The sequence below is a fragment of the Microbacterium pasadenense genome (genome assembly GCF_047246565.1).
Lineage (GTDB): Bacteria > Actinomycetota > Actinomycetes > Actinomycetales > Microbacteriaceae > Microbacterium.
This window is the reverse complement of sequence record NZ_JBFOKN010000002.1, coordinates 524,526-548,377: the sequence shown is the minus strand read 5'-3', so window position 1 is coordinate 548,377 and position 23,852 is coordinate 524,526. Positions and strand designations below refer to the sequence as shown.

At 71.8% G+C, this 23,852-nt stretch carries 23 protein-coding genes and 1 pseudogene; all 24 read left to right on the top strand.

What is annotated here, in order from left to right:
- The first annotated feature begins 3 nt into the window (after positions 1-3).
- The 24 genes and pseudogenes from AB3M83_RS08790 (at position 4) to metK (ending at position 23,852) form a co-directional block, all read left to right on the top strand.
- Complete coding sequence (locus AB3M83_RS08790) at positions 4-837, top strand: shikimate dehydrogenase family protein (protein WP_412947127.1); 834 nt, start codon at positions 4-6, stop codon at positions 835-837.
- A 4-nt stretch (positions 838-841) separates the two neighbouring features.
- Complete coding sequence (gene aroC / locus AB3M83_RS08785; protein WP_412947125.1) at positions 842-2,068, top strand: chorismate synthase; 1,227 nt, start codon at positions 842-844, stop codon at positions 2,066-2,068.
- Entirely contained in the window at positions 2,055-2,591 is a 537-nt protein-coding gene (locus AB3M83_RS08780) for a shikimate kinase (RefSeq protein ID WP_412947124.1), read from the top strand. The genes aroC and AB3M83_RS08780 overlap by 14 nt, the downstream gene beginning before the upstream one ends.
- Positions 2,588-3,667 (top strand): 3-dehydroquinate synthase, encoded by a 1,080-nt coding sequence (gene aroB, locus AB3M83_RS08775; RefSeq protein ID WP_412947122.1) that lies wholly within the window; start codon positions 2,588-2,590, stop codon positions 3,665-3,667. The genes AB3M83_RS08780 and aroB overlap by 4 nt, the downstream gene beginning before the upstream one ends.
- On the top strand, positions 3,664-4,194 hold the full coding sequence (locus AB3M83_RS08770; RefSeq protein ID WP_412947120.1) for a GNAT family N-acetyltransferase: 531 nt from the start codon (positions 3,664-3,666) through the stop codon (positions 4,192-4,194). Before aroB ends, AB3M83_RS08770 begins: the two co-directional genes overlap by 4 nt.
- A 50-nt stretch (positions 4,195-4,244) precedes the next feature.
- Positions 4,245-4,691 carry a type II 3-dehydroquinate dehydratase gene (gene aroQ / locus AB3M83_RS08765; protein ID WP_412947117.1) on the top strand — a complete coding sequence of 149 codons (447 nt, stop codon included), beginning with the start codon at positions 4,245-4,247 and terminating at the stop codon, positions 4,689-4,691.
- Positions 4,692-4,793: 102 nt separating this feature from the next.
- Positions 4,794-5,354 carry an elongation factor P gene (gene efp / locus AB3M83_RS08760; protein ID WP_412947114.1) on the top strand — a complete coding sequence of 187 codons (561 nt, stop codon included), beginning with the start codon at positions 4,794-4,796 and terminating at the stop codon, positions 5,352-5,354.
- 7 nt (positions 5,355-5,361) lie between these two features.
- Positions 5,362-5,769, top strand: coding sequence for a transcription antitermination factor NusB (gene nusB, locus AB3M83_RS08755; protein WP_412947112.1), 408 nt, complete (start codon positions 5,362-5,364; stop codon positions 5,767-5,769).
- A gap of 87 nt (positions 5,770-5,856) precedes the next feature.
- A pseudogene (gene pyrR, locus AB3M83_RS08750) lies at positions 5,857-6,390 on the top strand (bifunctional pyr operon transcriptional regulator/uracil phosphoribosyltransferase PyrR); the annotation flags it as partial.
- On the top strand, positions 6,387-7,358 hold the full coding sequence (locus tag AB3M83_RS08745; protein WP_412947109.1) for an aspartate carbamoyltransferase catalytic subunit: 972 nt from the start codon (positions 6,387-6,389) through the stop codon (positions 7,356-7,358). The pseudogene pyrR and the gene AB3M83_RS08745, both read left to right, overlap by 4 nt.
- Positions 7,355-8,659, top strand: a complete 1,305-nt coding sequence (locus AB3M83_RS08740) for a dihydroorotase (RefSeq protein ID WP_412947106.1) — start codon at positions 7,355-7,357, stop codon at positions 8,657-8,659. Before AB3M83_RS08745 ends, AB3M83_RS08740 begins: the two co-directional genes overlap by 4 nt.
- Entirely contained in the window at positions 8,656-9,183 is a 528-nt protein-coding gene (locus AB3M83_RS08735) for a PH-like domain-containing protein (RefSeq protein WP_412947104.1), read from the top strand. Before AB3M83_RS08740 ends, AB3M83_RS08735 begins: the two co-directional genes overlap by 4 nt.
- Positions 9,180-10,358 (top strand): glutamine-hydrolyzing carbamoyl-phosphate synthase small subunit, encoded by a 1,179-nt coding sequence (gene carA / locus AB3M83_RS08730; protein WP_412947101.1) that lies wholly within the window; start codon positions 9,180-9,182, stop codon positions 10,356-10,358. The genes AB3M83_RS08735 and carA overlap by 4 nt, the downstream gene beginning before the upstream one ends.
- Positions 10,351-13,638, top strand: a complete 3,288-nt coding sequence (gene carB, locus AB3M83_RS08725) for a carbamoyl-phosphate synthase large subunit (protein ID WP_412947099.1) — start codon at positions 10,351-10,353, stop codon at positions 13,636-13,638. The genes carA and carB overlap by 8 nt, the downstream gene beginning before the upstream one ends.
- On the top strand, positions 13,635-14,498 hold the full coding sequence (gene pyrF / locus AB3M83_RS08720; protein WP_412947097.1) for an orotidine-5'-phosphate decarboxylase: 864 nt from the start codon (positions 13,635-13,637) through the stop codon (positions 14,496-14,498). The genes carB and pyrF overlap by 4 nt, the downstream gene beginning before the upstream one ends.
- On the top strand, positions 14,491-15,387 hold the full coding sequence (gmk, locus tag AB3M83_RS08715) for a guanylate kinase (protein ID WP_412947095.1): 897 nt from the start codon (positions 14,491-14,493) through the stop codon (positions 15,385-15,387). The genes pyrF and gmk overlap by 8 nt, the downstream gene beginning before the upstream one ends.
- Before the next feature lie 98 nt (positions 15,388-15,485).
- On the top strand, positions 15,486-16,325 hold the full coding sequence (locus tag AB3M83_RS08710; protein WP_412947092.1) for an ABC transporter ATP-binding protein: 840 nt from the start codon (positions 15,486-15,488) through the stop codon (positions 16,323-16,325).
- Entirely contained in the window at positions 16,322-17,353 is a 1,032-nt protein-coding gene (locus tag AB3M83_RS08705) for an aliphatic sulfonate ABC transporter substrate-binding protein (RefSeq protein WP_412947091.1), read from the top strand. Before AB3M83_RS08710 ends, AB3M83_RS08705 begins: the two co-directional genes overlap by 4 nt.
- Before the next feature lie 2 nt (positions 17,354-17,355).
- Positions 17,356-18,180 carry an ABC transporter permease gene (locus AB3M83_RS08700; RefSeq protein WP_412947090.1) on the top strand — a complete coding sequence of 275 codons (825 nt, stop codon included), beginning with the start codon at positions 17,356-17,358 and terminating at the stop codon, positions 18,178-18,180.
- A gap of 4 nt (positions 18,181-18,184) precedes the next feature.
- A complete protein-coding gene (gene acs / locus AB3M83_RS08695) occupies positions 18,185-20,215 on the top strand; it encodes an acetate--CoA ligase (RefSeq protein WP_412947089.1) in 2,031 nt (676 codons plus the stop codon).
- A gap of 49 nt (positions 20,216-20,264) precedes the next feature.
- The gene (locus AB3M83_RS08690) at positions 20,265-21,602 is read left to right on the top strand and encodes an O-acetylhomoserine aminocarboxypropyltransferase/cysteine synthase family protein (RefSeq protein ID WP_412947086.1); all 1,338 of its coding nucleotides are present in this window, start codon (positions 20,265-20,267) and stop codon (positions 21,600-21,602) included.
- The gene (locus AB3M83_RS08685) at positions 21,599-22,171 is read left to right on the top strand and encodes a CoA-binding protein (RefSeq protein ID WP_412947084.1); all 573 of its coding nucleotides are present in this window, start codon (positions 21,599-21,601) and stop codon (positions 22,169-22,171) included. Before AB3M83_RS08690 ends, AB3M83_RS08685 begins: the two co-directional genes overlap by 4 nt.
- A gap of 119 nt (positions 22,172-22,290) precedes the next feature.
- Positions 22,291-22,560, top strand: a complete 270-nt coding sequence (gene rpoZ / locus AB3M83_RS08680) for a DNA-directed RNA polymerase subunit omega (protein ID WP_412947082.1) — start codon at positions 22,291-22,293, stop codon at positions 22,558-22,560.
- 98 nt (positions 22,561-22,658) lie between these two features.
- Positions 22,659-23,852, top strand: coding sequence for a methionine adenosyltransferase (gene metK, locus AB3M83_RS08675; RefSeq protein WP_412947080.1), 1,194 nt, complete (start codon positions 22,659-22,661; stop codon positions 23,850-23,852).

The following is a 23,852-nucleotide window of genomic DNA, read 5'->3' as shown; positions in this document are numbered from 1 at the left end:
GTCATGACCGCGACTGCCCTGGAGGTGTGGGGCGATCCGATCGACCACAGCCTGTCGCCCGTCCTGCACGCCGCGGCGTACCGCCGACTGGGCTGGGCGTGGACCTACGGCCGTCGCCGTGTCGACGAGGCGGCGTTCGCCGACGCGCTCGCGAGTGAGGGACCGCGTCTCCGCGGCCTGTCGCTGACGATGCCCTTGAAGACGGCGGCGCACGCGGCCGCGGCGTCGCTCGACGCCCGCGCCGAGCTGACCGGTGCCGTCAACACGCTGGTCCGGGCCGCCGGCGGGTGGACCGGCTTCAACACCGACGTCGGCGGCATCGTCGCGGCGCTCCGCGAGCAGGGTCTGCAGACCGCGTCGACGGGCCGCATCGTCGGCGCCGGTGCGACCGCGATGTCCGCGCTCGTCGCGCTCTCCGAGATCGGCATCCGGGACCTGCAGGTCGCGGCCCGCCGTCCCGAGGCGGTCGACGCGCTGCGCCGGGTGGGGGAGCGGCTGGGCATGGCGGTCGCCGCCGTCCCGCTCTCCGCCGCTCGGCTGCCCGCCCGCGATGTCACGGTCGCCACCCTGCCGGGGGGCGTCCGGCTGCCCGACGGCGTGGCCGACAGCCTCGCCGACGGCGGCGGAGTGCTGCTGGACGTCGTCTACGGTCGCGGGCCCACCTCGCTCACCGAGGCATGGGCGCGCCGGGGCGCGCCGGCAGCCGACGGAGAGGCGATGCTCCTCCACCAGGCCGTGCGGCAGATCCGGGCGTTCGCGACGGGCGACGTCACCACGCCGCTCCCGGACGAGGATGACGTCCTGGCCGTCATGCGGCGCGCGCTCATGGGAGACTAGGGCAATGCTCCGCGTGCTCACGGCCGGCGAATCCCACGGCCCCGAACTCGTCGCCATCATGGAAGGCCTTCCATCCGGCGTCCCGATCTCGCTCGACGCCATCCGCGCCGACCTGGCCCGTCGCAAGCTCGGCTACGGCCGCGGCTCGCGGATGAAATTCGAGGAGGACGAGCTCGCCATCTCGGGCGGCGTCCGTCACGGTCTCTCCCTCGGCAGCCCGATCGCCGTCCGCGTCGGCAACACCGAGTGGCCTAAGTGGGTCGAGGTGATGAGTCCCGAGCCCGTCGATCTCACCGAGATGTCCCGCGGCCGCGGCGCCGCACTCACGCGCCCCCGGCCCGGCCATGCCGACCTCGTCGGCATGCAGAAGTACGACTTCGACGAAGCGCGCCCGATCCTCGAGCGGGCCAGCGCCCGCGAGACCGCCGCGCGGGTCGCCCTGGGGGCCCTCGCCCGCGCATTCCTCGCCGAGCTCGGCATCCGTCTCGTCAGCCACACGCTCTCCATCGGTCCGGTGCGGGTCCCCGAGGGCGCCCCCGTGCCGATGCCCGACGACGTCGACACGCTCGACGCGGATCCGCTGCGCTGCTTCGACGCGCTGACGAGCGAGCGCATGGTCGCCGAGGTGGACGCCGCCCGCAAGGACGGCGACACGCTCGGCGGAGTGGTCGAGGTCCTGGCCTACGGGCTGCCGCCGGGCCTCGGGTCCCACGTGCACTGGGACCGGCGTCTGGACGGCAAGCTCGCCCAGGCCCTGATGAGCATCCAGGCGATCAAGGGCGTCGAGGTCGGCGACGGCTTCGAGACCACCCGTCGCCGCGGGTCCGCCGCGCACGATGAGCTCTTCGTCACGGAGAACGGCATCACGCGGTCGTCCGACCGGGCCGGCGGCACCGAGGGCGGCATGTCCACGGGAACCGCGCTGCGGGTCCGGGCGGGCATGAAGCCCATCGCCACGGTGCCGCGCGCCCTGCGCACCGTCGACGTCGCGACGGGTGACACCGCGTCCGCACACCACCAGCGCTCCGACGTCTGCGCGGTTCCCGCTGCGGGCGTCGTCGCCGAGGCCATGGTTGCGATCGTGCTCGCCGACGCCGTGCTCGAGAAGTTCGGCGGCGACAGCATCCGAGAGACCCGGCGCAACATCGAGACCTACCTCGCGAACATCCCGGAGACGCTGAAGACGACTCCCGCGTCGGAGGCGGCCCTGCTCGCGCATGACCTCGGCTGACTCCCGCGCGATCGTCCTGGTCGGACCCATGGGTGCCGGCAAGACGAGCATCGGCAAGCGTCTCGCGAAGCAGCTGGGCACGACGTTCAGCGACACCGACTCGCTCGTCGTCCGGGAGCACGGGGCGATCGCCGACCTGTTCGCCGCGCACGGCGAGCCCCACTTCCGGCGGCTGGAACGCGACGCGGTCGTCGCGGCGCTCGCCCGCGGCGGTGTTGTCTCGCTGGGCGGCGGCGCCGTCCTCGACGGCGACACCCGGCGAGACCTCGCGTCGCACGACGTCGTCTTCCTGACGGTCGCGCCCCGCGTGGTCGCCCGCCGGCTGGGGACGGACGCGAAGCGGCCGCTGCTGTCGGCGGACGACGAGGAGACCCCGATCGCGCGCTGGCAGCGCATCTACGACGCGCGGCGCCCGCTGTACGACAGCGTCGCCGACACGACGTTCGACACGTCGTCCGGGCCGCTGGAGATGATCGTCACGGCGATCGCGGACTGGACGCGAACCCGAGGAGAGCAGACATGACGCACACGACCATCAGCGTGACCGGCGCTCAGCCGTACGACATCATCGTCGGACCGGGCGCCCTGGCAGGTCTCCGCGAGCGCCTCGACCCGGCCGTCAAGAAGGTGCTCGTCGTCCACACGCCCCGCCTGGGCGCCAAGGCGGCGGCCCTGCGGGACCAGCTCATCGCCGACGGCACGCTCGACGTGCTCATCGCCGAGGTGCCCGATGCCGAGGACGCGAAGCGCATCGAGGTGGCCGCCTTCTGCTGGCAGGTCATGGGCCAGGCCGACTTCACGCGCACCGACGCGGTCATCGGCTTCGGCGGCGGCGCCGTGACCGACCTCGCCGGCTTCGTGGCGGCGTCGTGGCTGCGGGGCGTCCAGGTCATCCAGGTCCCGACGACGGTCCTCGGCATGGTGGACGCGGCCGTCGGCGGCAAGACCGGTGTCAACACGGCCGAGGGCAAGAACCTCGTCGGCGCGTTCTGGGCGCCGCGGGCCGTGATCTGCGACCTCGACGTCCTCGACACGCTCCCCAAGAACGAGGCGGTCGCCGGGTTCGCGGAGGTGGTCAAGGCCGGTTTCATCTGGTTCCCCGAGATCCTCGACATCATCGAGCGCGACCCGGAGGCCGCCGTCGACCCCACCACGCCGGCGTTCCGCCGGTGCATCGAACTCGCGATCGAGATGAAGGCCCGCGTGGTGAGCGAGGACTTCCGCGAAGCGGGCCTCCGGGAGGTGCTCAACTACGGTCACACCCTCGGCCACGCGATCGAGCACGCGGAGCGGTACCGCTGGCGTCACGGCGCCGCCATCTCGATCGGCATGATGTACGCCGCCGAGCTGGCCCGTCTCGCCGGGCGCCTGTCTGACGACGACGCCGCCCGCCACCGTCGCGTCCTCGAGCTGCTGGGGCTGCCCACGAGCTACCGCATGGACGGCTGGCAGCATCTGCTCGGCGTGATGCAGCGCGACAAGAAGACGCGCGGCGGGATGCTGCGCTTCATCGTCCTGGACGGCATCGGCAAGCCGACGGTCATGCAGGCGCCGGACGAATCCCTCCTGTTCACCGCCTACCAGGAGATCGCGGGGTGAGGACGTCGGAGGTGCGTCGCGTCGCCCTCGCGGAATGGCGGGAGGTGAGGGACCTGCGGCTCCGCGCCGTCCGCGACCCCGCGGCGCCGGTGGCCTTCATGACCACGCTCGAGCAGGAGTTAGCACGGGACGAGGCGTTCTGGCGGGAACGCGCGGCGGGTGCGGCGCTGAGCGACGAGTCGGCGCAGTTCGTGGCGGTCGTCGGCGACCGGTGGGTGGGCACCGCGACCGTCCTGATCCGGCCGGCCGGCGAACCCGAGGGTGCGGCGGGCGACGGTCCGGCGCGCGCCACCGTCGTCGGCGTCTACATCGACGCCGGCCACCGGGGGAGCGGCATCCTGGCCCGGCTCTTCGACGCGGCCGACGAGTGGGCCGGCGCGCGCGGGGCGGCGGCCCTGACGCTCGAGGTGCACGCTGACAACGCCCGAGCACGCGCCGCGTACACCCGGCTCGGCTTCGCCCCGACGGGGCGCGAGTTCACGAGTGTGATCGGGCCCGAGCTCGAAATGCAGCGCGCCCTGCGCTGACCCGCCGGTCGCGGACGCGTCGCCCCGCGGCGAACGGATAGTGTGCTGAGGTGTCCACCCCGCGCCGACTCCTGCTGCTGAACGGTCCGAACCTCAACCTCCTCGGTATCCGCGAGCCCGACGTGTACGGGTCGCAGACGCTCGCCGACGTCGTCGCGCTCGTGACGGCGACGGCGGCCGAGGCCGGATACGGCGTCGACGCGCTGCAGAGCAACCACGAGGGCGTCCTCATCGACGCGATCCACGCGGCCCGCACGGAGGCCGCCGGCATCGTCATCAACGCGGGCGGGCTGACCCACACCTCGGTCGCGCTGCGTGACGCGCTGTCGGGTGTGGCGCTGCCGGTCGCGGAGGTGCACATCTCGGACGTGCGCGAACGCGAGCCGTTCCGCCATCACTCGTACATCGCGGATGTCGCCGTGGTCCACGTGATCGGCCGCGGCGTCGCGGGTTACGCCGACGCGACGCGCGAACTCATCGCCGCCATCGGCGCTTGACGCCGGGCTTCGGCCGTCGCAGGAGGAAAGCGCCGGGCATCCCGTAGAATCGTTCACCGGCCACTCGGCCACGAACTTTCACGGAACGGAACTCCTTCTCTCATGGCATCCACCGCAGACATCAAGAACGGCGTCGTCATCAAGATCGACGGACAGCTGTGGAGCGTGGTGGAGTTCCAGCACGTGAAGCCGGGCAAGGGCGGTGCCTTCGTCCGCACGAAGCTCAAGAACGTCGTGAGCGGCAAGACGGTCGACAAGACCTACAACGCGGGCACCAAGATCGAGGTCGAGAACGTCGACCGCCGCGACTACACGTTCCTGTACAACGACGGCGAGAGCTTCGTCTTCATGGACGTCGCCGACTACGACCAGATCAACGTCTCGATCGCCACCGTCGGCGACGCGGCGAACTTCCTGCTGGAGAACCAGCAGGTGCAGATCGCGCTCAACAACGGCAACCCGCTGTACGTCGAGATGCCGGCATCCGTCGTCCTGGAGATCACGTACACCGAGCCGGGCCTGCAGGGCGACCGCTCGTCGGCCGGCACCAAGCCCGCGACCCTCGAGACGGGCTACGAGATCCAGGTGCCGCTGTTCGTCGAGGCGGGCACCAAGGTCAAGGTCGACACGCGCACCGGGGACTACCTCGGCCGCGTGAACTGACCGTCCGATGAGCGCACGCAGCAAGGCGCGCAAGCGCGCCCTCGACATCCTGTATCAGGCCGACATCCGGGGCGACGAGCTGTCGGTGACGCTCGCCTCCGAGGCGAAGCGCGCCGCCAGCGAGCCCGCCCGCGAGGCATCCTGGCTCTATGCGCGCGAGATCGTCGACGGCGTCATCGACGCCCGGGACGAGATCGACGAGCAGATCGTGACGCACGCGCGCGACTGGAAGCTCGAACGGATGCCGGCGGTCGACCGGGCGATCCTCCGGATCGGCGTGTGGGAGATCCTGCACAACGACGACGTGCCCACGGCCGTCGCCATCGACGAGGCCGTCGAGCTCGCCAAGGAGTTCTCGACGGACGACTCCGGCTCGTTCGTCCACGGCGTCCTGGCGCGCATCGCCCGCGCCTGACGCCGTCCCGGGCCGACCGCTGCGGGCGGTAGGCTGGGCGGGACCAGCAACCTTTAACACCGTCCAGAGAGGCGGAGAAGGGAGCGGCGAATGACCACGCGCATCGTGCTGCACGACGCCGACATCGCCCGCGCGCTCACGCGCATCGCCCACGAGATCCTCGAAGCAAACCGGGGCCCGGACGCACTCGTGCTCCTCGGCATCCCGACCCGCGGCGTCATGCTCGCCGAGCGGATCGGCGCGCTGATCGCCACGTTCACCGGCACGGCCGTCCCCGTCGGGGCACTCGACGTCACCATGTACCGGGACGACCTGCACCGGCATCCCACCCGGACGCCGCGCCCCACGGAGATCCCGCCCGGGGGAGTCGACGGCAGGACCGTCGTCCTCGTCGACGACGTCCTCTTCTCGGGACGCTCGATCCGGGCGGCCCTCGACGCGCTGCAGGACATCGGCCGCCCCGCCGCCGTCCGTCTCGCGATCCTCGTGGACCGCGGCCACCGCGAGCTGCCGATCCGGCCCGACTTCGTCGGCAAGAACCTGCCGAGCTCCCGGGATGAGCGGGTGAACGTGCGCCTCGCGGACGTCGACGGGATCGAGGAGGTGACGATCGCATCATGAGGCACCTGCTCGACACACGCACCCTCGCCCGTGCTGAGGCGCTGCGCATCCTCGACGTCGCGGAGGACATGCGCGACACGCAGTCGCGCGAGGTCAAGAAGCTCCCGACCCTGCGCGGCAAGACCGTCGTGAATCTCTTCTTCGAGGACTCCACGCGCACCCGGATCTCGTTCGAGGCCGCGGCGAAACGGCTGTCGGCCGACGTCATCAACTTCTCCGCCAAAGGGTCCTCGGTCTCGAAGGGCGAATCGCTGCAGGACACCGCGCAGACGCTGCAGGCGATGGGGGCCGACGCCGTCGTCATCCGCCACGGCGCCTCCGGCGCACCGCACACGCTCGCCACCAGCGGCTGGATCTCGGCGGGCGTCCTCAATGCCGGCGACGGAACGCACGAGCATCCGACGCAGGCCCTCCTCGACGCCTTCACGATCCGGAAGCGCTTCTTCGGCGACGACAGCCGCGGACGCGACCTCGCCGGGCTCCGCGTCACCATCGTGGGGGACGTCCTCCATTCCCGCGTCGCGCGCTCCAACGTCTGGCTGCTCACGACACTCGGCGCGGACGTGACCCTCGTCGCCCCGCCCACGCTCGTGCCGCAGGATGTCAGCGCCTGGCCGGTGACGGTCCGCTACGACCTCGACGAGGCGATCGCCGCCGCGCCCGACGCCGTCATGATGCTGCGGATCCAGCTGGAACGCATGAACGCCGCCTATTTCCCGACTGAGCGGGAGTATTCGCGGCGGTGGGGGTTGGATGCCGCGCGTCTGACCGCTCTTCCGGCGGATAGCATTGTGATGCACCCCGGGCCGATGAACCGGGGTCTGGAGATCTCCGCCGACGCCGCCGATTCGCCACGCTCGACCGTCCTCGAACAGGTCGCGAACGGCGTCTCGGTGCGCATGGCGGCGCTGTACCTGCTGCTGGCGGGCGAGCGCGACACGACGAACGCGAGAGAGGACGGCCGATGAGCGCAGCATTCCTCGTCCGCGGAGCCCGGATCCAGGGCGGCGACGCCGCCGACATCCTCATCGAGGACGGTGTCATCACCGGGGTCGGCACCGGCCTCGCCCGTGCGGGTGCCGCCGAGGTCGACGCCGACGGTCTCCTCGCACTGCCCGGGCTGGTCGACCTGCACACCCACCTCCGCGAGCCCGGCTACGAGGCGTCCGAGACGATCCTCACCGGATCGCGGGCGGCGGCCGCAGGCGGCTACACGACCGTCTTCGCGATGCCGAACACGTCGCCCGTCGCGGACACCGCCGGCGTGGTCGAGCAGGAGCTCGCGCTCGGCGAGGCCGCCGGCTACGTCCACGTCCAGCCGATCGGCGCCGTGACGGTGGGCCAGAAGGGGGAGCGCCTCGCCGAACTCGGCGCGATGGCATCCTCCCGCGCGCGCGTCCGCGTCTTCAGCGACGACGGATCCTGCGTGTTCGACCCGCTCATCATGCGCCGCGCGCTCGAGTACGTGAAGTCGTTCGACGGCGTGGTGGCCCAGCACGCGCAGGACCCGCGCCTCACGGAGGGCGCGCAGATGAACGAGGGCACCGTCTCCGCGGAGCTCGGGCTCGCCGGCTGGCCTGCCGTGGCGGAGGAGTCGATCATCGCCCGCGACGTGCTCCTCGCCGAGCACGTCGGCTCGCGGCTGCACGTCTGCCACCTGTCGACGGCGGGCTCGGTGGACATCATCCGCTGGGCGAAGAAGCGGGGGATCGCCGTCACCGCCGAGGTCACGCCGCACCATCTGCTCCTCACCGAGGAGCTCGTGCGCGGGTACGACGCGCGGTACAAGGTCAACCCGCCGCTGCGCCGCGACGAGGACGTCCTCGCGGTCCGCGAGGGCCTCGCCGACGGGACAATCGACATCGTCGCGACCGACCACGCGCCGCACCCGGCCGAGGCGAAGTCCTGCGAGTGGCAGGCGGCGGCGAACGGGATGGTCGGACTCGAGTCGGCGCTGCGCGTCGTGCAGCAGGCGATGGTCGACACCGGCCTGCTCGGCTGGGACGACGTCGCGCGCGTCATGTCGGGCGCCCCCGCGCGGATCGGCCGGCTCGACGCCGCCGGCACGGCGCTGGAGGTGGGCGCCCCGGCATCCCTCACCCTGTACGACCCGGAGCTGGTGCGCCCGTTCACGACGGCGGACCTCCGGGGCCGCAGCGTCAACTCGCCCTACCTCGACCGCGAGCTGCCCGGCGAGGTCCGGTGGACCTTCTTCCGCGGCCGCGCGACCGTCGCCGACGGCGCAGTCGTGCCGGAGGTGACCGCATGAGCCGCGAGAGCGCCCTCCTCGTCACCGTCGTCTTCGCCGCGCTGCTGATCGTCGTCGGCGTGATCGCCTGGCGCCGTCGGACGCGACGCGACAGCGGACTCGCGGCTCCGGTGGGCGAGGCGCCCGCCGGCGCCGCGCAGACCTTCCGCTCCGAGGGCCTCTACGTCGCCACCACGCGCGTCGGCGAGCCGCTCGAGCGGCTCGCGATCCGGGGCCTCGCATTCCGGTCGCGGATCGACGTGACGGTGACGGATGCCGGAGTCGCGCTCGACCTGGTCGGCCAGCCGCGGATCTTCCTCGCCGTCTCGAGGATCGTGTCGGTCGGCCAGGCCACCGTCGCGATCGACCGCGTCGTCGAGAAGGACGGCCTCGTGCGGCTGTCCTGGACGACGGATGCCGGCCCGACCGTCGACAGCTACCTCCGACCCCAGGACACCTCGGCACGCGACCTCGCCGTCGCGATCGACGGTGTCCTGCCCTCCCCTTCTCCGCACACCCCGTCCCCCTCCGGAAGCGACGCATGAGCACTCCCACATTCTCGGCACCCGAGCCCGCCGTCCTCGTCCTCGAAGACGGCTCCCGCCACCCCGGCCGCGCCTACGGCGCGCGCGGCACGACCTCCGGCGAGGTCGTCTTCGCCACCGGCATGACCGGCTACCAGGAGACGATCACCGACCCCTCATACGCGGGCCAGATCGTGCTGCAGACGGCTCCCCACATCGGCAACACCGGGATGAACGGCGAGGACCACGAGTCCCGTCGCATCTGGGTGGCGGGGTACGTCGTCCGCGACGCGTCGCGCGTCGTGTCGAGCTGGCGCGCCGACCACTCGCTCGAGGACGCGCTCATCCGGGACGGCATCGTCGGCATCAGCGGGATCGACACCCGCGCCGTGACGCGGGTGCTGCGGTCGGCCGGCTCGATGCGCGGCGCCGTGTTCTCGGGCGATGCCGCGGCCCTCAGCGAGGACGAGCAGCTCCGCATCGTGCGCGGGGCGCCCGAGATGACGGGCCTCAACCTGTCGGGCGAGGTCTCGGTGTCGGCGGCGGAGGTCACCCCCGCCCACGGCGAGCGGATCGGCAACCTCGCGATCCTCGACCTCGGCGTCAAGCAGGCCACCGTGAACAATCTCGCCGCGCGCGGCTTCGAGGTCCACGTCCTGCCGCAGACGGCCACGATCGCCGACATCCGCGCCGTCGACCCGGTCGCGGTCTTCTACTCGAACGGCCCCGGCGACCCGGCGGCATCCGATCAGCACGTCGCCCTGCTGCGGAACGTCCTCGACGAGGGCCTGCCGTTCTTCGGGATCTGCTTCGGCAACCAGCTGTTCGGCCGCGCGCTCGGGTTCGGCACCTACAAGCTGCCGTTCGGCCACCGCGGCATCAACCAGCCGGTGCTCGACAAGACCACCGGCCGGGTCGAGATCACCTCGCACAACCACGGCTTCGCCGTCGACGCGCCCATCGAGGGCGTCATCGACAGCCCGAACGGCTACGGACGCGTCGAGGTGAGTCACGTCGGCCTCAACGACGACGTCGTGGAGGGCATCCGCGCGCTGGACATCCCCGCGTTCAGCGTGCAGTACCACCCCGAGGCGGCCGCCGGTCCGCACGACGCCAACTACCTGTTCGACCGCTTCCGCGACCTCGTCGTGGCGACCATCGAGACCAAGAACGCAGAGAGCAAGAAGAATGCCTAAGCGCGACGACATCCGAAGCGTCCTCGTCATCGGCTCCGGCCCGATCGTCATCGGTCAGGCCTGCGAGTTCGACTACTCCGGCACGCAGGCCTGCCGCGTGCTGCGCGAGGAGGGCGTCCGCGTCATCCTCGTGAACTCGAACCCCGCGACGATCATGACGGACCCCGACTTCGCGGACGCCACCTACATCGAGCCCATCACGCCCGAGGTGATCGAGACGATCATCGCGAAGGAGAAGCCCGACGCGATCCTGCCGACCCTCGGCGGCCAGACGGCGCTGAACGCCGCCATGGCGCTGCACGACCGCGGCATCCTCGAGAAGTACGACGTCGAGCTGATCGGCGCCAAGGTCGATGCCATCCGCAAGGGGGAGGACCGCCAGGTCTTCAAGGAGCTCGTCCTCGAGGCCGGCGCCGACGTCGCCAAGTCCGTCATCGCGCACACGATGGCGGATCTGCTGGCCGGCGCCGAGGAGCTCGGCTACCCGCTCGTGGTCCGTCCGTCCTTCACGATGGGCGGGCTCGGCTCGGGCTTCGCCTACGACGAGGAGGACCTCCGCCGCATCGGCGGCGCGGGCCTGCGCGACTCGCCGACCACCGAGGTGCTCCTGGAGGAGTCCATCCTCGGCTGGAAGGAGTACGAGCTCGAGCTCATGCGCGACACCGCCGACAACACGGTCGTCGTCTGCTCCATCGAGAACGTCGACCCCGTCGGCGTGCACACCGGCGACTCGATCACGGTGGCGCCCGCGCTCACCCTCACCGACCGCGAATACCAGAAGCTCCGCGACATCGGCATCGACATCATCCGCGCCGTGGGCGTCGACACCGGCGGGTGCAACATCCAGTTCGCCGTCGACCCCGCGACGGGGCGCATCATCGTCATCGAGATGAACCCGCGCGTCTCGCGCTCCTCGGCGCTGGCGTCGAAGGCGACCGGGTTCCCGATCGCGAAGATCGCGGCGAAGCTCGCCATCGGCTACCGCCTCGACGAGATCCCCAACGACATCACCAAGGTGACGCCGGCGAGCTTCGAGCCGACGCTCGACTACGTCGTCGTGAAGGTCCCGCGCTTCAACTTCGAGAAGTTCCCGGCCGCCGACACCACCCTCACGACCACCATGAAGTCGGTCGGCGAGGCCATGGCGATCGGCCGCAACTACACGACGGCGCTGCAGAAGGCGCTGCGCTCGCTCGAGAAGCGCGGCTCCAGCTTCCACTGGGGTCCGGAGGAACGCTCGGTGGAGGAGCTCCTCGAGATCGCGAAGACCCCCACGGACGGCCGGATCGTCGTGCTGCAGCAGGCGCTGCGCAAGGGCGCGACGCTCGAGCAGGCCTTCGAGGCCACCGCGATCGACCCGTGGTTCCTCGACCAGATGATCCTGATCAACGAGGTGGCGCAGTTCGTGGCGGATGCCGCGGACCTCGACGCCGACACGATCGCGATCGCGAAGGACCACGGCTTCAGCGACGCGCAGATCGCGCAGCTGCGCGGCCTCGCCGAGGGGGAGGTGCGCGGCATCCGTCACGGGTTCGGCCTGCGGCCCGTGTTCAAGACGGTCGACACCTGCGCCGGCGAGTTCCCGGCCCTCACGCCGTACCACTACTCCTCCTACGACGTCGAGACGGAGGTGACGCCCTCGGAGCGCCGCAAGGTCGTCATCATCGGGTCCGGCCCCAACCGCATCGGCCAGGGCGTCGAGTTCGACTACTCGTGCGTGCACGCCTCGTTCGCGCTGTCGGATGCCGGCTTCGAGACGATCATGGTCAACTGCAACCCCGAGACGGTGTCGACCGACTACGACACCAGCGACCGGCTGTACTTCGAGCCGCTGACGCTCGAGGACGTCCTCGAGGTGCTGTATGCCGAGGCCCGCTCCGGTGAGATCGTCGGCGTCGTCTGCCAGCTCGGCGGCCAGACGCCGCTCGGCCTCGCGAAGGGGATCGAGGCCGCCGGCTACACGATCCTCGGCACGCAGCCCGCCGCGATCGACATCGCGGAGGAGCGCGAGCTGTTCTCGCGGCTGCTCGACCGCGCCGGCCTCACCGCACCGCGTCACGGCACGGCGACCGACGAGTCCGGTGCCATCGCGATCGCCGAGGAGATCGGCTACCCCGTGCTCGTCCGCCCGAGCTTCGTCCTCGGCGGGCGCGGCATGGAGATCGTGTACGACACCGCGAGCCTCAGCGACTACTTCGCGCGCATCGCCGATCAGGCGATCATCGGCGAGGACGCGCCGCTGCTCGTGGACCGGTTCCTCGACGACGCCATCGAGATCGACGTCGACGCTCTCTACGACGGCACGGAGCTGTACATCGGCGGGGTCATGGAGCACCTGGAAGAGGCCGGGATCCACTCCGGCGACTCGTCCTGCACGCTGCCGCCCATGTCGCTCGGCCGCACCGAGATCGACCGCGTCCGCACCGCGACGCTCGCGATCGCCGAGGGCGTCGGCGTCCGGGGCCTCCTGAACGTCCAGTTCGCCGTGTCCGCCGGCGTGCTCTACGTCATCGAGGCGAACCCGCGCGCGTCGCGCACGGTGCCGTTCGTCTCCAAGGCGCTCGGCATCCCGATGGCCAAGGCGGCGAGCCGCATCATGGCCGGGGCGACGATCGCGGATCTGAAGGCCGAGGGCATGCTGCCCGCGCAGGACGGCTCGCGCGTGCCCCTCGATTCGCCCGTGGCGGTCAAGGAGGCCGTGCTGCCGTTCAAGCGCTTCCGCACCGCGGACGGCCGGACCGTCGACTCCGTCCTCGGGCCCGAGATGCGCTCGACGGGCGAGGTCATGGGCGTCGACCGCGACTTCCCGACCGCGTTCGCGAAGAGCCAGGCCGCGGCATACGGCGGGATGCCGATATCGGGGACGGTCTTCCTCTCGGTCGCCGACGACGACAAGCGCGCCGTCATCCTGCCGGCGCACCGGCTGCAGGAGCTCGGATTCCGCCTCACCGCGACGGAGGGCACAGCCGAGATCCTCGCGCGCAACGGCATCCGTGTCGAGGTCGTGAAGAAGTACTCCGAGACGAGCGCCACGGGGGAGCGCAACGTCGTCGACCTCATCAACGACGGCGAGATCGACATCATCGTGAACACCCCGTCGGGCGGCATGGCCCGCGCCGACGGGTACGAGATCCGCGCGGCCGCAGTGGCAGCCGACAAGGCGCTGTTCACGACGATGGCCGTCCTCGGCGCCGCCGTGTCGGCCATGCCCGTGCTGCGGGAGGGCTTCGCGGTCAAGAGCCTGCAGGAGTACGCGTCCGATCGGAAGGCGATGGTGTGACCTCATTCGGTTCGCGGCTGGCCGCGGCGATGGACGCCCGCGGCCAGCTGTGCGTCGGAATCGACCCCCACGAGGCGCTGCTGTCCTCGTGGGGCCTGCCGGCGTCGGCATCCGGCGTCCGCGACTTCGGCCTGCGGGTCGTGGCGGCGGCCGCCGGCCGCGTCGGGGTCGTCAAGCCGCAGGTCGCCTTCTTCGAGCGGTACGGATCCGCCGGCTTCGCCGCGCTCGAGGAGGTCATCGCGGCCGCACGCGCGGCGGAGCTCGTCGTGATCGCCGACGCCAAGCGCGGCGACATCGGCTCGACGATGGACGGGTACGCGCAGGCGTGGCTCGCGGCCGGGTCACCGCTCGAATCGGATGCCGTCACGGTCAGCCCCTATCTCGGACCCGACTCGCTGCGGGGCACCGTCGCGACGGCCGTGCGGGAGGAGAAGGGCGTGTTCGTCCTCGCCGCCACCAGCAATCCCGAGGCGACCGGCCTGCAGTCGGCCGAGCTGACCGTCGTCGACGCGGAGCGCGGCCAGAGCGTCGCCGACTGGGTCGCCCGGCGCGCCGGTGCGGTCAACTCGTCGGCGGCGGTGGGGGAGGACCGCCTCGGTCCCGTCGGCTTCGTGGTGGGGGCGACAGTGGACCGGCCCGAACTGGGGCTCTCCGACGAGGCGCTGCGCCGCGCCCCGATCCTCGCGCCCGGGTTCGGTGCACAGGGCGCTCGACTGGCCGGCATCCTCGGTATGTTCGGCGCTCTCGCACCGCAGGTGCTCGCCAGCGCGAGCCGCAGCATCCTCGGTGCCGGTCCCGACGGGATCGTCGCCGCCATCGACAGTCACAACACAGAACTCCAGGACGCTCTCCATGCCTGACTCCCGCACCCCTCCCGAGGTCGATCGCGCGGCCGCATCCCGTCGCGCCGTCGCCGCCCGTCGTGAGCGCGCGTCGCTCAAGCGCGACGTCGCCACGCGGGTGATCACGCCCCAGGACCTCCTCCGCCGGGCGTGGGCGGAGCCGGACTCCGCGGCCGCCGCGATGCGGGTCACCGAGTTCCTCACCGCGATCCCGGCGATCGGGGAGGGCAAGCGCGATCGCATCCTCGCCGACGTCGGCATCTCGCCGGTGAAGAAGATCGGCGGCCTGGGGGTGCGCCAGCGGCAGGCGCTGCAGGAGTACCTGGATCGGCGGCTCCCCGAGCCCGCCGCCCGCGGCGGACGCAGCCGGCTCGTCGTGCTCGCCGGCCCGACCGCCGTCGGCAAGGGGACCGTGGCAGCGCACATCAAGGAGCACCACCCCGAGATCCTGCTGTCGGTCTCGGCGACGACGCGGCCCGCCCGCCCCGGCGAGGTCGACGGAGAGCACTACTTCTTCGTCGACGACGCGGAGTTCGACCGGCTGGTCGCTGACGGCGAGCTGCTGGAGCACGCCACCGTCCACAATGCGCACCGCTACGGCACGCCGCGCCGCCCCATCGACGAGGCCCTCGCGGAGGGCCGGACGGTCCTGCTCGAGATCGACCTGCAGGGCGCGCGTCAGGTTCGCGCCGCGGCGCCCGACGCGACGCTCGTGTTCCTCCTGCCGCCCAGCTGGGACGAGCTGGTGAACCGGCTGGTCGGGCGGGGCACCGAGGGGGACGAGGAGCGGGCGCGCCGGCTGAAGACCGCTCGCGTCGAGCTCGCGTCGCAGGGCGAGTTCGACTACCGCGTCGTGAACGACGAGGTGTCCCGTGCGGCCGCGGAGGTCGCCGGACTGGCGCACTGACGCACCGTCCGGGGGCGCGGCGCGCGGCCGCGGCGTTGCATTGCGAAGCATTACGCCGGGATGACGCGGCCCCGGACGCTTTCCGCGATCCTGGAGACATGTCCGCCACCCTGATCGCCGCCGACCCCGCCCGCCCGGCCGCCGCGTCGCGCGGCGCGGTGCAGCTCTCGGGCGTCGGCCGCACCTTCGCCACGGCGCAGGGACCGTGCCCCGTCCTCGGGGACGTCGAGCTCGAGATCGCCCCCGGCGAGATCATCGCCGTCGTGGGACCCTCCGGCTGCGGGAAGTCCACCCTCCTCCGCCTCCTGGCCGGTCTCGACACGCCCACCGCGGGCTCGGTCGGGATCGACGGGTCGCCCCTGCGCGACACCGACGACCGCACGGCTGTCGCGTTCCAGGAGCCTCGACTGCTGCCGTGGCGGACGGTCGCCCAGAACGTCGCGCTCGGCCTCCCGCGCGGGACCGGCCGCGTCGACGTGCAGAACCGCGTCGCGGAGCTGCTCGAGCTCGTCGGCCTCACCGCCGCCGCCGATCGCCGGCCGCGAGAGGTTTCGGGCGGGATGGCGCAGCGCGCCTCCCTGGCCCGCGCGCTGGCGCGAGGCCCCGAGGTGCTGCTGCTCGACGAGCCGTTCGGTGCCCTCGACGCCCTCACCCGGCTTCGGATGCAGGACCTGCTCCTCGACATCCACGCGGCCGAGCCGACGACCGTGGTCCTCGTGACCCACGACGTCGAGGAGGCGCTCTACCTCGCCGACCGCGTGCTGCAGCTGCGAGCGATCGCCACCGATCCCGGCACGTCCTCGATCGCACGCGTGATCGACGTTCCCGGCATCCGACCCCGTGACCGTGCCGACCACGCCCTCACGGACCTCCGCGCCGAGCTCCTCGAGGGGCTCGGCGTGACCACCTCACACCTCACCTCCCAGGAGAACCGATGAGCACCGCCTCCCGCCGCACCGTCCCCGCGATCGCCGTGGCCGGAGTGATCATGCTCATGGCGACCGGCTGCATCGCCGGCGAGAACGCGACCGCCGACGGCGGTGACGCCACGACCGGCGGCGAGTGGTCCACCGACACACTCTCGATCGACTTCGCCACGTACAACCCGCTCAGCCTCGTCGTGAAGGACCAGGGCCTGATCGAAGAGGCCCTGGGCGAGGACGTGAGCGTCGAGTGGGTGCAGTCCGCCGGCTCCAACAAGGCCAACGAGCTGCTGCGCGCCGGATCCATCGACGTCGGGTCCACGGCGGGGTCGGCAGCTCTGCTGGCCCGCGCCAACGGCTCGCCCATCCAGGTCATCGACGTCTACTCGCAGCCGGAGTGGTCGGCGCTCGTCGTCGGCAAGGACAGCGACATCACCTCCGTCGCGGATCTCGAGGGCCGCTCCGTCGCCTCGACCACCGGGACCGACCCGTACTTCTTCCTGCTGCAGGCGCTCGAGACGGCCGGACTCAGCGTCTCGGACATCGACGTGCAGAACCTGCAGCACGCGGACGGCCGCTCCGCCCTCGACGGCGGCTCGGTGGACGCCTGGTCCGGACTGGACCCGATCATGGGCGCCGCCGAGGTCGAATCCGGCGCGAAGCTGATCTACCGGAACGTCGACTTCAACTCCTACGGGTTCCTCAACGCCACCGAGGAGTTCATCACCGACCACGCCGACCTGGCGCAGGTCGTCGTGGACGCGTACGAGCAGGCCCGCGCCTGGGCCCTCGAGAACCCCGAGGAGACGGCCGCGCTGCTCGCCGAGGTGGCGGGGATCGACACCGCGGTCGCCACGACGGTCATCTCGGAGCGCTCGAACTTGGACGTCAGCGGCATCCCCGGCGACGACCAGCTCGCCGTGCTCGAGAAGATCGCACCGGTCCTCGTCGACTCGGACGCCGTCACCGGCGGCCAGGCCGCCGTCGACGAGGCGCTCGCGACGATCATCAACCCGACGTTCGCCGAGAAGGCCGCGGGCTGAGCGTGACGACCTCTGCAGAGGCGCCCGTCGCCGCAGCGGTGCCCCCGGGCGCCGCTGCGGCGCGGCCGTTCTGGTCGCGCCCCCTCGTCCGGCTCGTCGGCGGGCTCCTCGTGCCCGTGGTCATCCTCGCGCTGTGGCAGGCCGTCACCGGGTCCGGACTGATCCCGTCCTACCGGCTGCCCGCGCCCGGCGACGTCGTGAACGCCGCCGTGCAGCTCGCCGAGGACGGCGCACTCTGGCTCCACATCGCGATCTCGGTGCAGCGGGTCCTCATCGGATTCGCGGTCGGCTCGGCCGTCGGCCTCGCCGCCGCTGCGGTGGTCGGCCTGACACGGTCGGGCGATGTCCTGCTGAGCCCGATCCTCGCGGCCTTCCGCGCCGTGCCCTCGCTCGCCCTCGTCCCGCTCCTGCTGCTGTGGATGGGGATCGGCGAGGACTCCAAGATCACCCTCGTCGCGATCGGGGCCTTCTTCCCGATGTTCACGACCGTCGCCTCGGCGCTCCGGCACGTCGACCCGCAGCTGGTCGAGATGGGTCGCTCGTTCAGCCTGCGCGGCTGGGAGCTCTTCCGCACCGTGCAGCTGCCGGCGACGGTGCCCTCGATCATCTCCGGGATCAGGCTGGCGCTCGCCCAGGCCTGGCTCTTCCTCGTCGCGGCGGAGCTGCTCGGCGCGTCGATGGGGCTCGGCTTCCTGCTGACCGATTCGCAGTACACCGGACGCGTCGACCGCATCTTCCTCGCGATCGTCGTCCTCGCGGTGCTCGGCACGATCTCGAACGGCTTGGTGAGCCTGGTGCAGAAGCGCCTGCTCCGGAAGTGGGCGTGACCGCATGACCTCCGCCGACACGGTGTCCGCGCCGACCGACGAGCTCCGGCTGACCGAGAGCCGCGTCTACCCCGCTCCGCCGGCCTTCGCCGCACAGGCGAACGTCGGCGCGGACGCCTACGCCGATGCCGCCGCAGACCCGGTCGCCTTCTGGGAGCGCGCCGCGCGGCGCCTCGAGTGGTCGCACGAGTGGGACACCGCGCACGAGTGGGAGCCGCCGCAGCGGAGCGCCGACGGCGGCCTGAGCGTCCCAGTCGCACGCTGGTTCACCGGCGGGACGCTGAACGTCGCCGTCAACTGCGTCGACCGCCATGTCGTCGCCGGTCGCGGCGACGCCGTCGCGCTCCATTTCGAGGGCGAGCCGGGCGATCGGGTCACCGTCACCTACGGCGACCTGCAGCGCCGCGTCTCGCAGGCGGCCAACGGCCTGCTGTCACTCGGCGTCGTCCCGGGCGACCGCGTCGTGGTCTACCTGCCGGTCCTGGTCGAGACGGTCGTGGTCGCCCTCGCCTGCGCGCGGATCGGCGCCGTCCACTCCCTCGTGTTCGGCGGGTTCTCGGCCGAGGCCGTGCGCTTCCGCCTCGAAGACACCGGGGCGAAGCTCCTCGTGACGAGCGACGGGCAGTTCCGCCGCGGGGGAGCGGTCGAGGTGAAATCCGCCGCGGATGCCGCCGCCGCCGGCCTCCCGGACCTCGAGCACGTCCTCGTCGTGCGCCGCACCGGTCAGGACGTCCCGATGACCTCCGGCCGAGACCTCTGGTGGCACGACGTCGTCGACGCCGCCTCGCCGGTGCACCAGGCGGAGCCGTTCGACTCCGAGCATCCGCTGTTCATCATCTACACCTCCGGGACGACGGGAAAGCCCAAGGGGCTCGTCCACACCTCGGGCGGCTACCTCACCCACGCGAGCTGGGCGCACTGGGCCCATTTCGACGCGAAGCCGGACGACGTCCACTGGTGCACGGCCGACCTCGCCTGGGTCACCGCGCACACGTACGAGATCTACGGGCCGCTCTCGAACGGGCTCACGCAGGTGATCTACGAGGGCACGCCCGACGCGCCGCACCGCGAGCGGCACCTCGAGATCATCGAGCGCTACGGCGTGACCGTGTACTACACGGCACCGACCCTCATCCGCACCTTCATGACCTGGTTCGGCGAGGACCTGCCAGGCGGCCACGACCTGTCGACGATCCGCCTGCTCGGCACCGTGGGCGAGGCGATCAACCCCGCCGCGTGGGTGTGGTTCCGCCGCACCTTCGGCCGGGACGAGGTGCCCGTCGTCGACACCTGGTGGCAGTCCGAGACGGGAGCGGCGATGATCGCGCCGCTGCCGGGCGTCACGGCGCTCAAGCCGGGTTCGGCGACCGTGCCCCTGCCGGGCATCGACGCGGCCGTCGTCGATCCGGCCGGCCGCGAGGTGGAACCCGGGCGGTCAGGCACGCTCGTGGTGCGCCGCCCGTGGCCCGGGATGGCGCGGACGGTCTGGGGGGACCCGGAACGATACCGGGACGCCTACTGGTCCGCGTATGCGGGATGCGGCGAGCACGGCGGGTACTACGTCGCCGGCGACGGCGCGACCCGGGATGCCGACGGTCACATCTGGATCCTCGGACGCCTCGACGACGTCGTCAACGTGTCGGGCCACCGGCTGTCGACGATCGAGATCGAATCCGCCCTCGTCGCGCACGACGCGGTCGGCGAGGCGGGCTCGACGGCGGTCGGCGATCCCGTCACCGGACACGCCGTCGCGGTGTTCGTCGTGCCCTCCGGCACCGGCGACCTCGACCCGGGCGACCTCCGCGCGCACGTCGCCCGCGAGATCGGGCCGGTCGCGAAGCCCCGCCACGTCGTCGTCGTCCCCGACCTGCCGAAGACCCGATCCGGCAAGATCCTCCGACGGCTGCTCGGGCAGCTGTGGGAGGCTGAGCAGGATCGCCGCGCCGGCCGCGAGCCCGCGCCGCTCGGCGACACCACCTCCCTGCAGAACCCCGACGCCGTCGCCCGCATCGCGGCGGTCCTGGCCGCGGCCTGACGTCCGCCGGCCGTCTCGCCTCCGCTCCTCGCCCCTCCTGAGAGAAGACATGACGCAAGAACACCGTTTCGGCTTCCGCACCCGCGCGCTCCACGCGGGCGGCACGCCCGACGCCGCGACCGGCGCCCGCGCCGTGCCGATCTACCAGACGTCCTCGTTCGTCTTCGACGACGCGACGGATGCCGCGAACCTCTTCGCACTGCAGAAGTACGGCAACATCTACTCGCGCATCGGCAACCCCACCGTCGCCGCGCTGGAGGAGCGGCTCGCGTCGCTCGAGGGCGGCATCGGGGCGGTGGCGACGGCATCCGGGATGAGCGCGGAGTTCATCACCTTCGCCGCCCTCGTCGGCGTCGGCGACCACGTCGTCGCGTCGGCGCAGCTGTACGGCGGCACCGTCACGCAGCTCGACGTGACGCTGCGCCGCTTCGGCGTCGAGACGACGTTCGTCGCCTCCACCGATCCGGCCGACTACGCGGCCGCGATCCGGCCCGAGACGAAGGTCCTGTACGTCGAGACGATCGGCAACCCGTCGGGCGAGATCGCCGACATCGAGGGGCTCGCCGACGTCGCCCATGCCGCCGGCATCCCGCTCGTCGTCGACTCCACCCTCGCGACCCCGTACCTCACCCGCCCGCTCGAGCACGGCGCCGACATCGTCATCCACTCGGTCACCAAGTTCCTCGGCGGACACGGCACCACCCTCGGCGGTGTCGTCATCGAGAAGGGCACGTTCGACTGGGGCAACGGCAAGTTCCCGCAGATGACCGAGCCCGTCGCCTCGTACGGCGGGATCCGCTGGTGGGACAACTTCGGCGAGTACGGCTTCCTCACCAAGCTCCGCAGCGAACAGCTGCGCGACATCGGGCCCTCGCTCAGCCCGCACTCCGCGTTCCAGCTGCTGCAGGGCGTCGAGACCCTGCCGCAGCGCATCGACGCCCACCTCGCCAACGCGCGCGTCGTGGCCGAGTGGCTCGACGGCGACCCGCGCGTGTCGTTCGTCACCTGGGCCGGCCTGCCCCACCACCCCCACCACGAGCGGGCGCGGAAGTACCTGCCCCTCGGGCCCGGCTCGGTCTTCGCGTTCGGCGTGAAGCCCGCGGGGGAGTTCGGGACGGATGCCGACCGTGTCGCCGCCGGCCGCAAGGCCGGGGCGGCGGTCATCGACGCCCTCCAGCTCGCGTCGCACCTCGCCAACATCGGTGATGCGCGGACCCTCGTGATCCACCCGGCTTCGACCACCCACCAGCAGCTCAGCCCGGATCAGCTGGTCGCGGCCGGCGTGCCCGCGGACCTCATCCGCATCTCGGTCGGTCTGGAAGACGCCGAGGACATCCTGTGGGACCTGGATCAGGCCCTCACCGCCGCGACGGGAGCGAGCCGATGACCGATCTGACCGCCTGCGCGCTGCCCACGCCGCCGACCCCGGCCGAGGGAGCGGCGTGCGCGCTGCCGGCCGCCCCGCCGACGGGACGCGCCTGGCCCGCGCCCGGTGCGCAGGAGCGCTTCGAGATCCTGCGCCGCGCCCGCTCGGTCGCGATCGTCGGCGCGTCGGACAACCCGGCCCGCGCCAGCTACTTCGTCTCGACCTATCTGCTGGGCAGCTCGCCGTACGACGTGTACTTCGTGAACCCGCGCGCGACCGAGATCCTCGGTCGACCGGCTTACGCGTCGCTGGCGGACCTGCCGGTCGTGCCCGACATCGTCGACGTGTTCCGCAAGCACGACGATCTCCCCGGCGTCGCGCAGGAGGCCGTCGACGTCGGCGCGCAGACGCTGTGGCTGCAGCTGGGCTCGTGGCACGAGGGCGCGGCGTCGATCGCGGCCGGCGAGGGGCTGTCGGTCGTGATGGACCGATGCGTGAAGATCGAGCACGCGCGGTTCCACGGCGGACTGCATCTGGCCGGCTTCGACACCGGCGTCCTCAGCTCGAGGCGGCAGCGGCTCAGCCGCTGAGCTGCGGCCCGCCACCGGGCGCACGCGTCCGCGTGCCGGCGACCTGTAGACTGGACGGATGCCGCGACTGTCCGCAGCCGCGCACAGACTTCCCACCTCATCGATCCTGGAGGACCACCATGGCCAATCGTGACCAGGGCATCATCGACCCGCCCATCGACGCACTGCTCGAGAAGGTCGACTCCAAGTACCAGCTGGTCATCTACGCATCCAAGCGGGCGCGTCAGATCAACGACTACTACTCCGACCTGCACGAGGGGAACCTCTTCGACAACGTCGGCCCGCTCGTCGACTCGAACGTCGAGGACAAGCCCCTCACGATCGCGCTCCACGAGATCCACGAGGACAAGCTGCGCCTGCGCGCGCTGGACGCTCCCGCCGCAGAGTGAGCTCCTGACGCCGACCGGCGTCATCACCATGCCCGTGCGTCCCCGGTGTCGGGGGCCGCGGGCATGATGGTTTCATCCCACCCGATCCCTGGAGACCGATGACCTCGCTGCGCCTGTTCACGTCGGAGTCCGTGACCGAAGGTCACCCGGACAAGATCTGCGACCAGATCTCCGACAGCATCCTCGACGCACTCCTGGCCGGTGACCCCGGCAGCCGCGTCGCCGTCGAGACCCTCGTGACCACCGGCCTCGTGCACGTCGCCGGCGAAGTCCGCACCGACGGCTACGTCGACATCCCCGGCATCGTCCGCGGTGTCGTCAACCGGATCGGCTACACCTCGTCCGAGACCGGCTTCGACGGCGACTCCTGCGGCGTCACCGTGTCGATCGGCGAGCAGTCCGGCGACATCGCCGCCGGCGTCGACAGCGCCCTCGAGCACCGCGAAGAGGGGTCCGTCGACCCGGTCGACGCCCTCGGCGCCGGCGACCAGGGCATCATGTTCGGCTACGCCACGAACGAGACGCCGCAGTACATGCCGACCGCGATCTGGACCGCGCACCGTCTCGCGGAGCGGCTCACCGAGGCCCGGCGCTCCGGTGCCCTCCCGTTCCTGCGGCCCGACGGCAAGACCCAGGTCACCCTGGGGTACGAAGGCGCGACGCCGCGCACCGTCGACACCGTCGTGCTGTCGACGCAGCACCAGCCCGACATCTCGCTCACCGCGCTGCGCGCTGCCGTGCAGGCGGAGGTCATCGACCCCGTCCTCGCGCAGACCGGCCTGGACACGTCCGAGGTCCGGTACGTCATCAACCCCGCCGGCCCGTTCGTCGTGGGCGGACCGAAGGGCGACGCCGGGCTCACCGGACGCAAGATCATCATCGACACCTACGGCGGCGCCGCCCGCCACGGCGGTGGCGCCTTCAGCGGCAAGGACCCGTCCAAGGTGGACCGCTCCGCGGCCTACGCGATGCGGTGGGTCGCCAAGAACGCCGTCGCCGCGGGGCTCGCCGACCGGCTCGAGGTGCAGGTCGCGTATGCGATCGGCCGCGCCGCGCCGGTGGGCCTGTACGTCGAGAGCTTCGGCACCGGACACGTCTCCGACGAGGTCATCACCTCGGCGATCCGCGACGTGTTCGACCTGCGGCCGCAGGCGATCATCGACGACCTCGACCTGCTGCGCCCGATCTACGCGCAGACGGCCGCGTACGGCCACTTCGGCCGTGAACTCGCCGACTTCACGTGGGAGCGCACCGACCGCGTCGACGCGCTCCGGGCCGCCGCCGGACTCTGA

What these genes read in the sequence shown, in the direction of transcription:
- AB3M83_RS08745 (WP_412947109.1), top strand. Translation starts at nt 6,387, where the DNA reads ATGAGGCACCTGCTCGACACACGCACCCTCGCCCGTGCTGAGGCGCTG.
- AB3M83_RS08685 (WP_412947084.1), top strand. Translation starts at nt 21,599, where the DNA reads ATGACCGATCTGACCGCCTGCGCGCTGCCCACGCCGCCGACCCCGGCC.
- AB3M83_RS08740 (WP_412947106.1), top strand. Translation starts at nt 7,355, where the DNA reads ATGAGCGCAGCATTCCTCGTCCGCGGAGCCCGGATCCAGGGCGGCGAC.
- aroB (WP_412947122.1), top strand. Translation starts at nt 2,588, where the DNA reads ATGACGCACACGACCATCAGCGTGACCGGCGCTCAGCCGTACGACATC.
- nusB (WP_412947112.1), top strand. Translation starts at nt 5,362, where the DNA reads ATGAGCGCACGCAGCAAGGCGCGCAAGCGCGCCCTCGACATCCTGTAT.
- gmk (WP_412947095.1), top strand. Translation starts at nt 14,491, where the DNA reads ATGCCTGACTCCCGCACCCCTCCCGAGGTCGATCGCGCGGCCGCATCC.
- AB3M83_RS08690 (WP_412947086.1), top strand. Translation starts at nt 20,265, where the DNA reads ATGACGCAAGAACACCGTTTCGGCTTCCGCACCCGCGCGCTCCACGCG.
- AB3M83_RS08710 (WP_412947092.1), top strand. Translation starts at nt 15,486, where the DNA reads ATGTCCGCCACCCTGATCGCCGCCGACCCCGCCCGCCCGGCCGCCGCG.
- AB3M83_RS08790 (WP_412947127.1), top strand. Translation starts at nt 4, where the DNA reads ATGACCGCGACTGCCCTGGAGGTGTGGGGCGATCCGATCGACCACAGC.
- AB3M83_RS08735 (WP_412947104.1), top strand. Translation starts at nt 8,656, where the DNA reads ATGAGCCGCGAGAGCGCCCTCCTCGTCACCGTCGTCTTCGCCGCGCTG.
- acs (WP_412947089.1), top strand. Translation starts at nt 18,185, where the DNA reads ATGACCTCCGCCGACACGGTGTCCGCGCCGACCGACGAGCTCCGGCTG.
- carB (WP_412947099.1), top strand. Translation starts at nt 10,351, where the DNA reads ATGCCTAAGCGCGACGACATCCGAAGCGTCCTCGTCATCGGCTCCGGC.
- AB3M83_RS08705 (WP_412947091.1), top strand. Translation starts at nt 16,322, where the DNA reads ATGAGCACCGCCTCCCGCCGCACCGTCCCCGCGATCGCCGTGGCCGGA.
- aroC (WP_412947125.1), top strand. Translation starts at nt 842, where the DNA reads ATGCTCCGCGTGCTCACGGCCGGCGAATCCCACGGCCCCGAACTCGTC.
- AB3M83_RS08780 (WP_412947124.1), top strand. Translation starts at nt 2,055, where the DNA reads ATGACCTCGGCTGACTCCCGCGCGATCGTCCTGGTCGGACCCATGGGT.
- carA (WP_412947101.1), top strand. Translation starts at nt 9,180, where the DNA reads ATGAGCACTCCCACATTCTCGGCACCCGAGCCCGCCGTCCTCGTCCTC.
- metK (WP_412947080.1), top strand. Translation starts at nt 22,659, where the DNA reads ATGACCTCGCTGCGCCTGTTCACGTCGGAGTCCGTGACCGAAGGTCAC.
- rpoZ (WP_412947082.1), top strand. Translation starts at nt 22,291, where the DNA reads ATGGCCAATCGTGACCAGGGCATCATCGACCCGCCCATCGACGCACTG.
- efp (WP_412947114.1), top strand. Translation starts at nt 4,794, where the DNA reads ATGGCATCCACCGCAGACATCAAGAACGGCGTCGTCATCAAGATCGAC.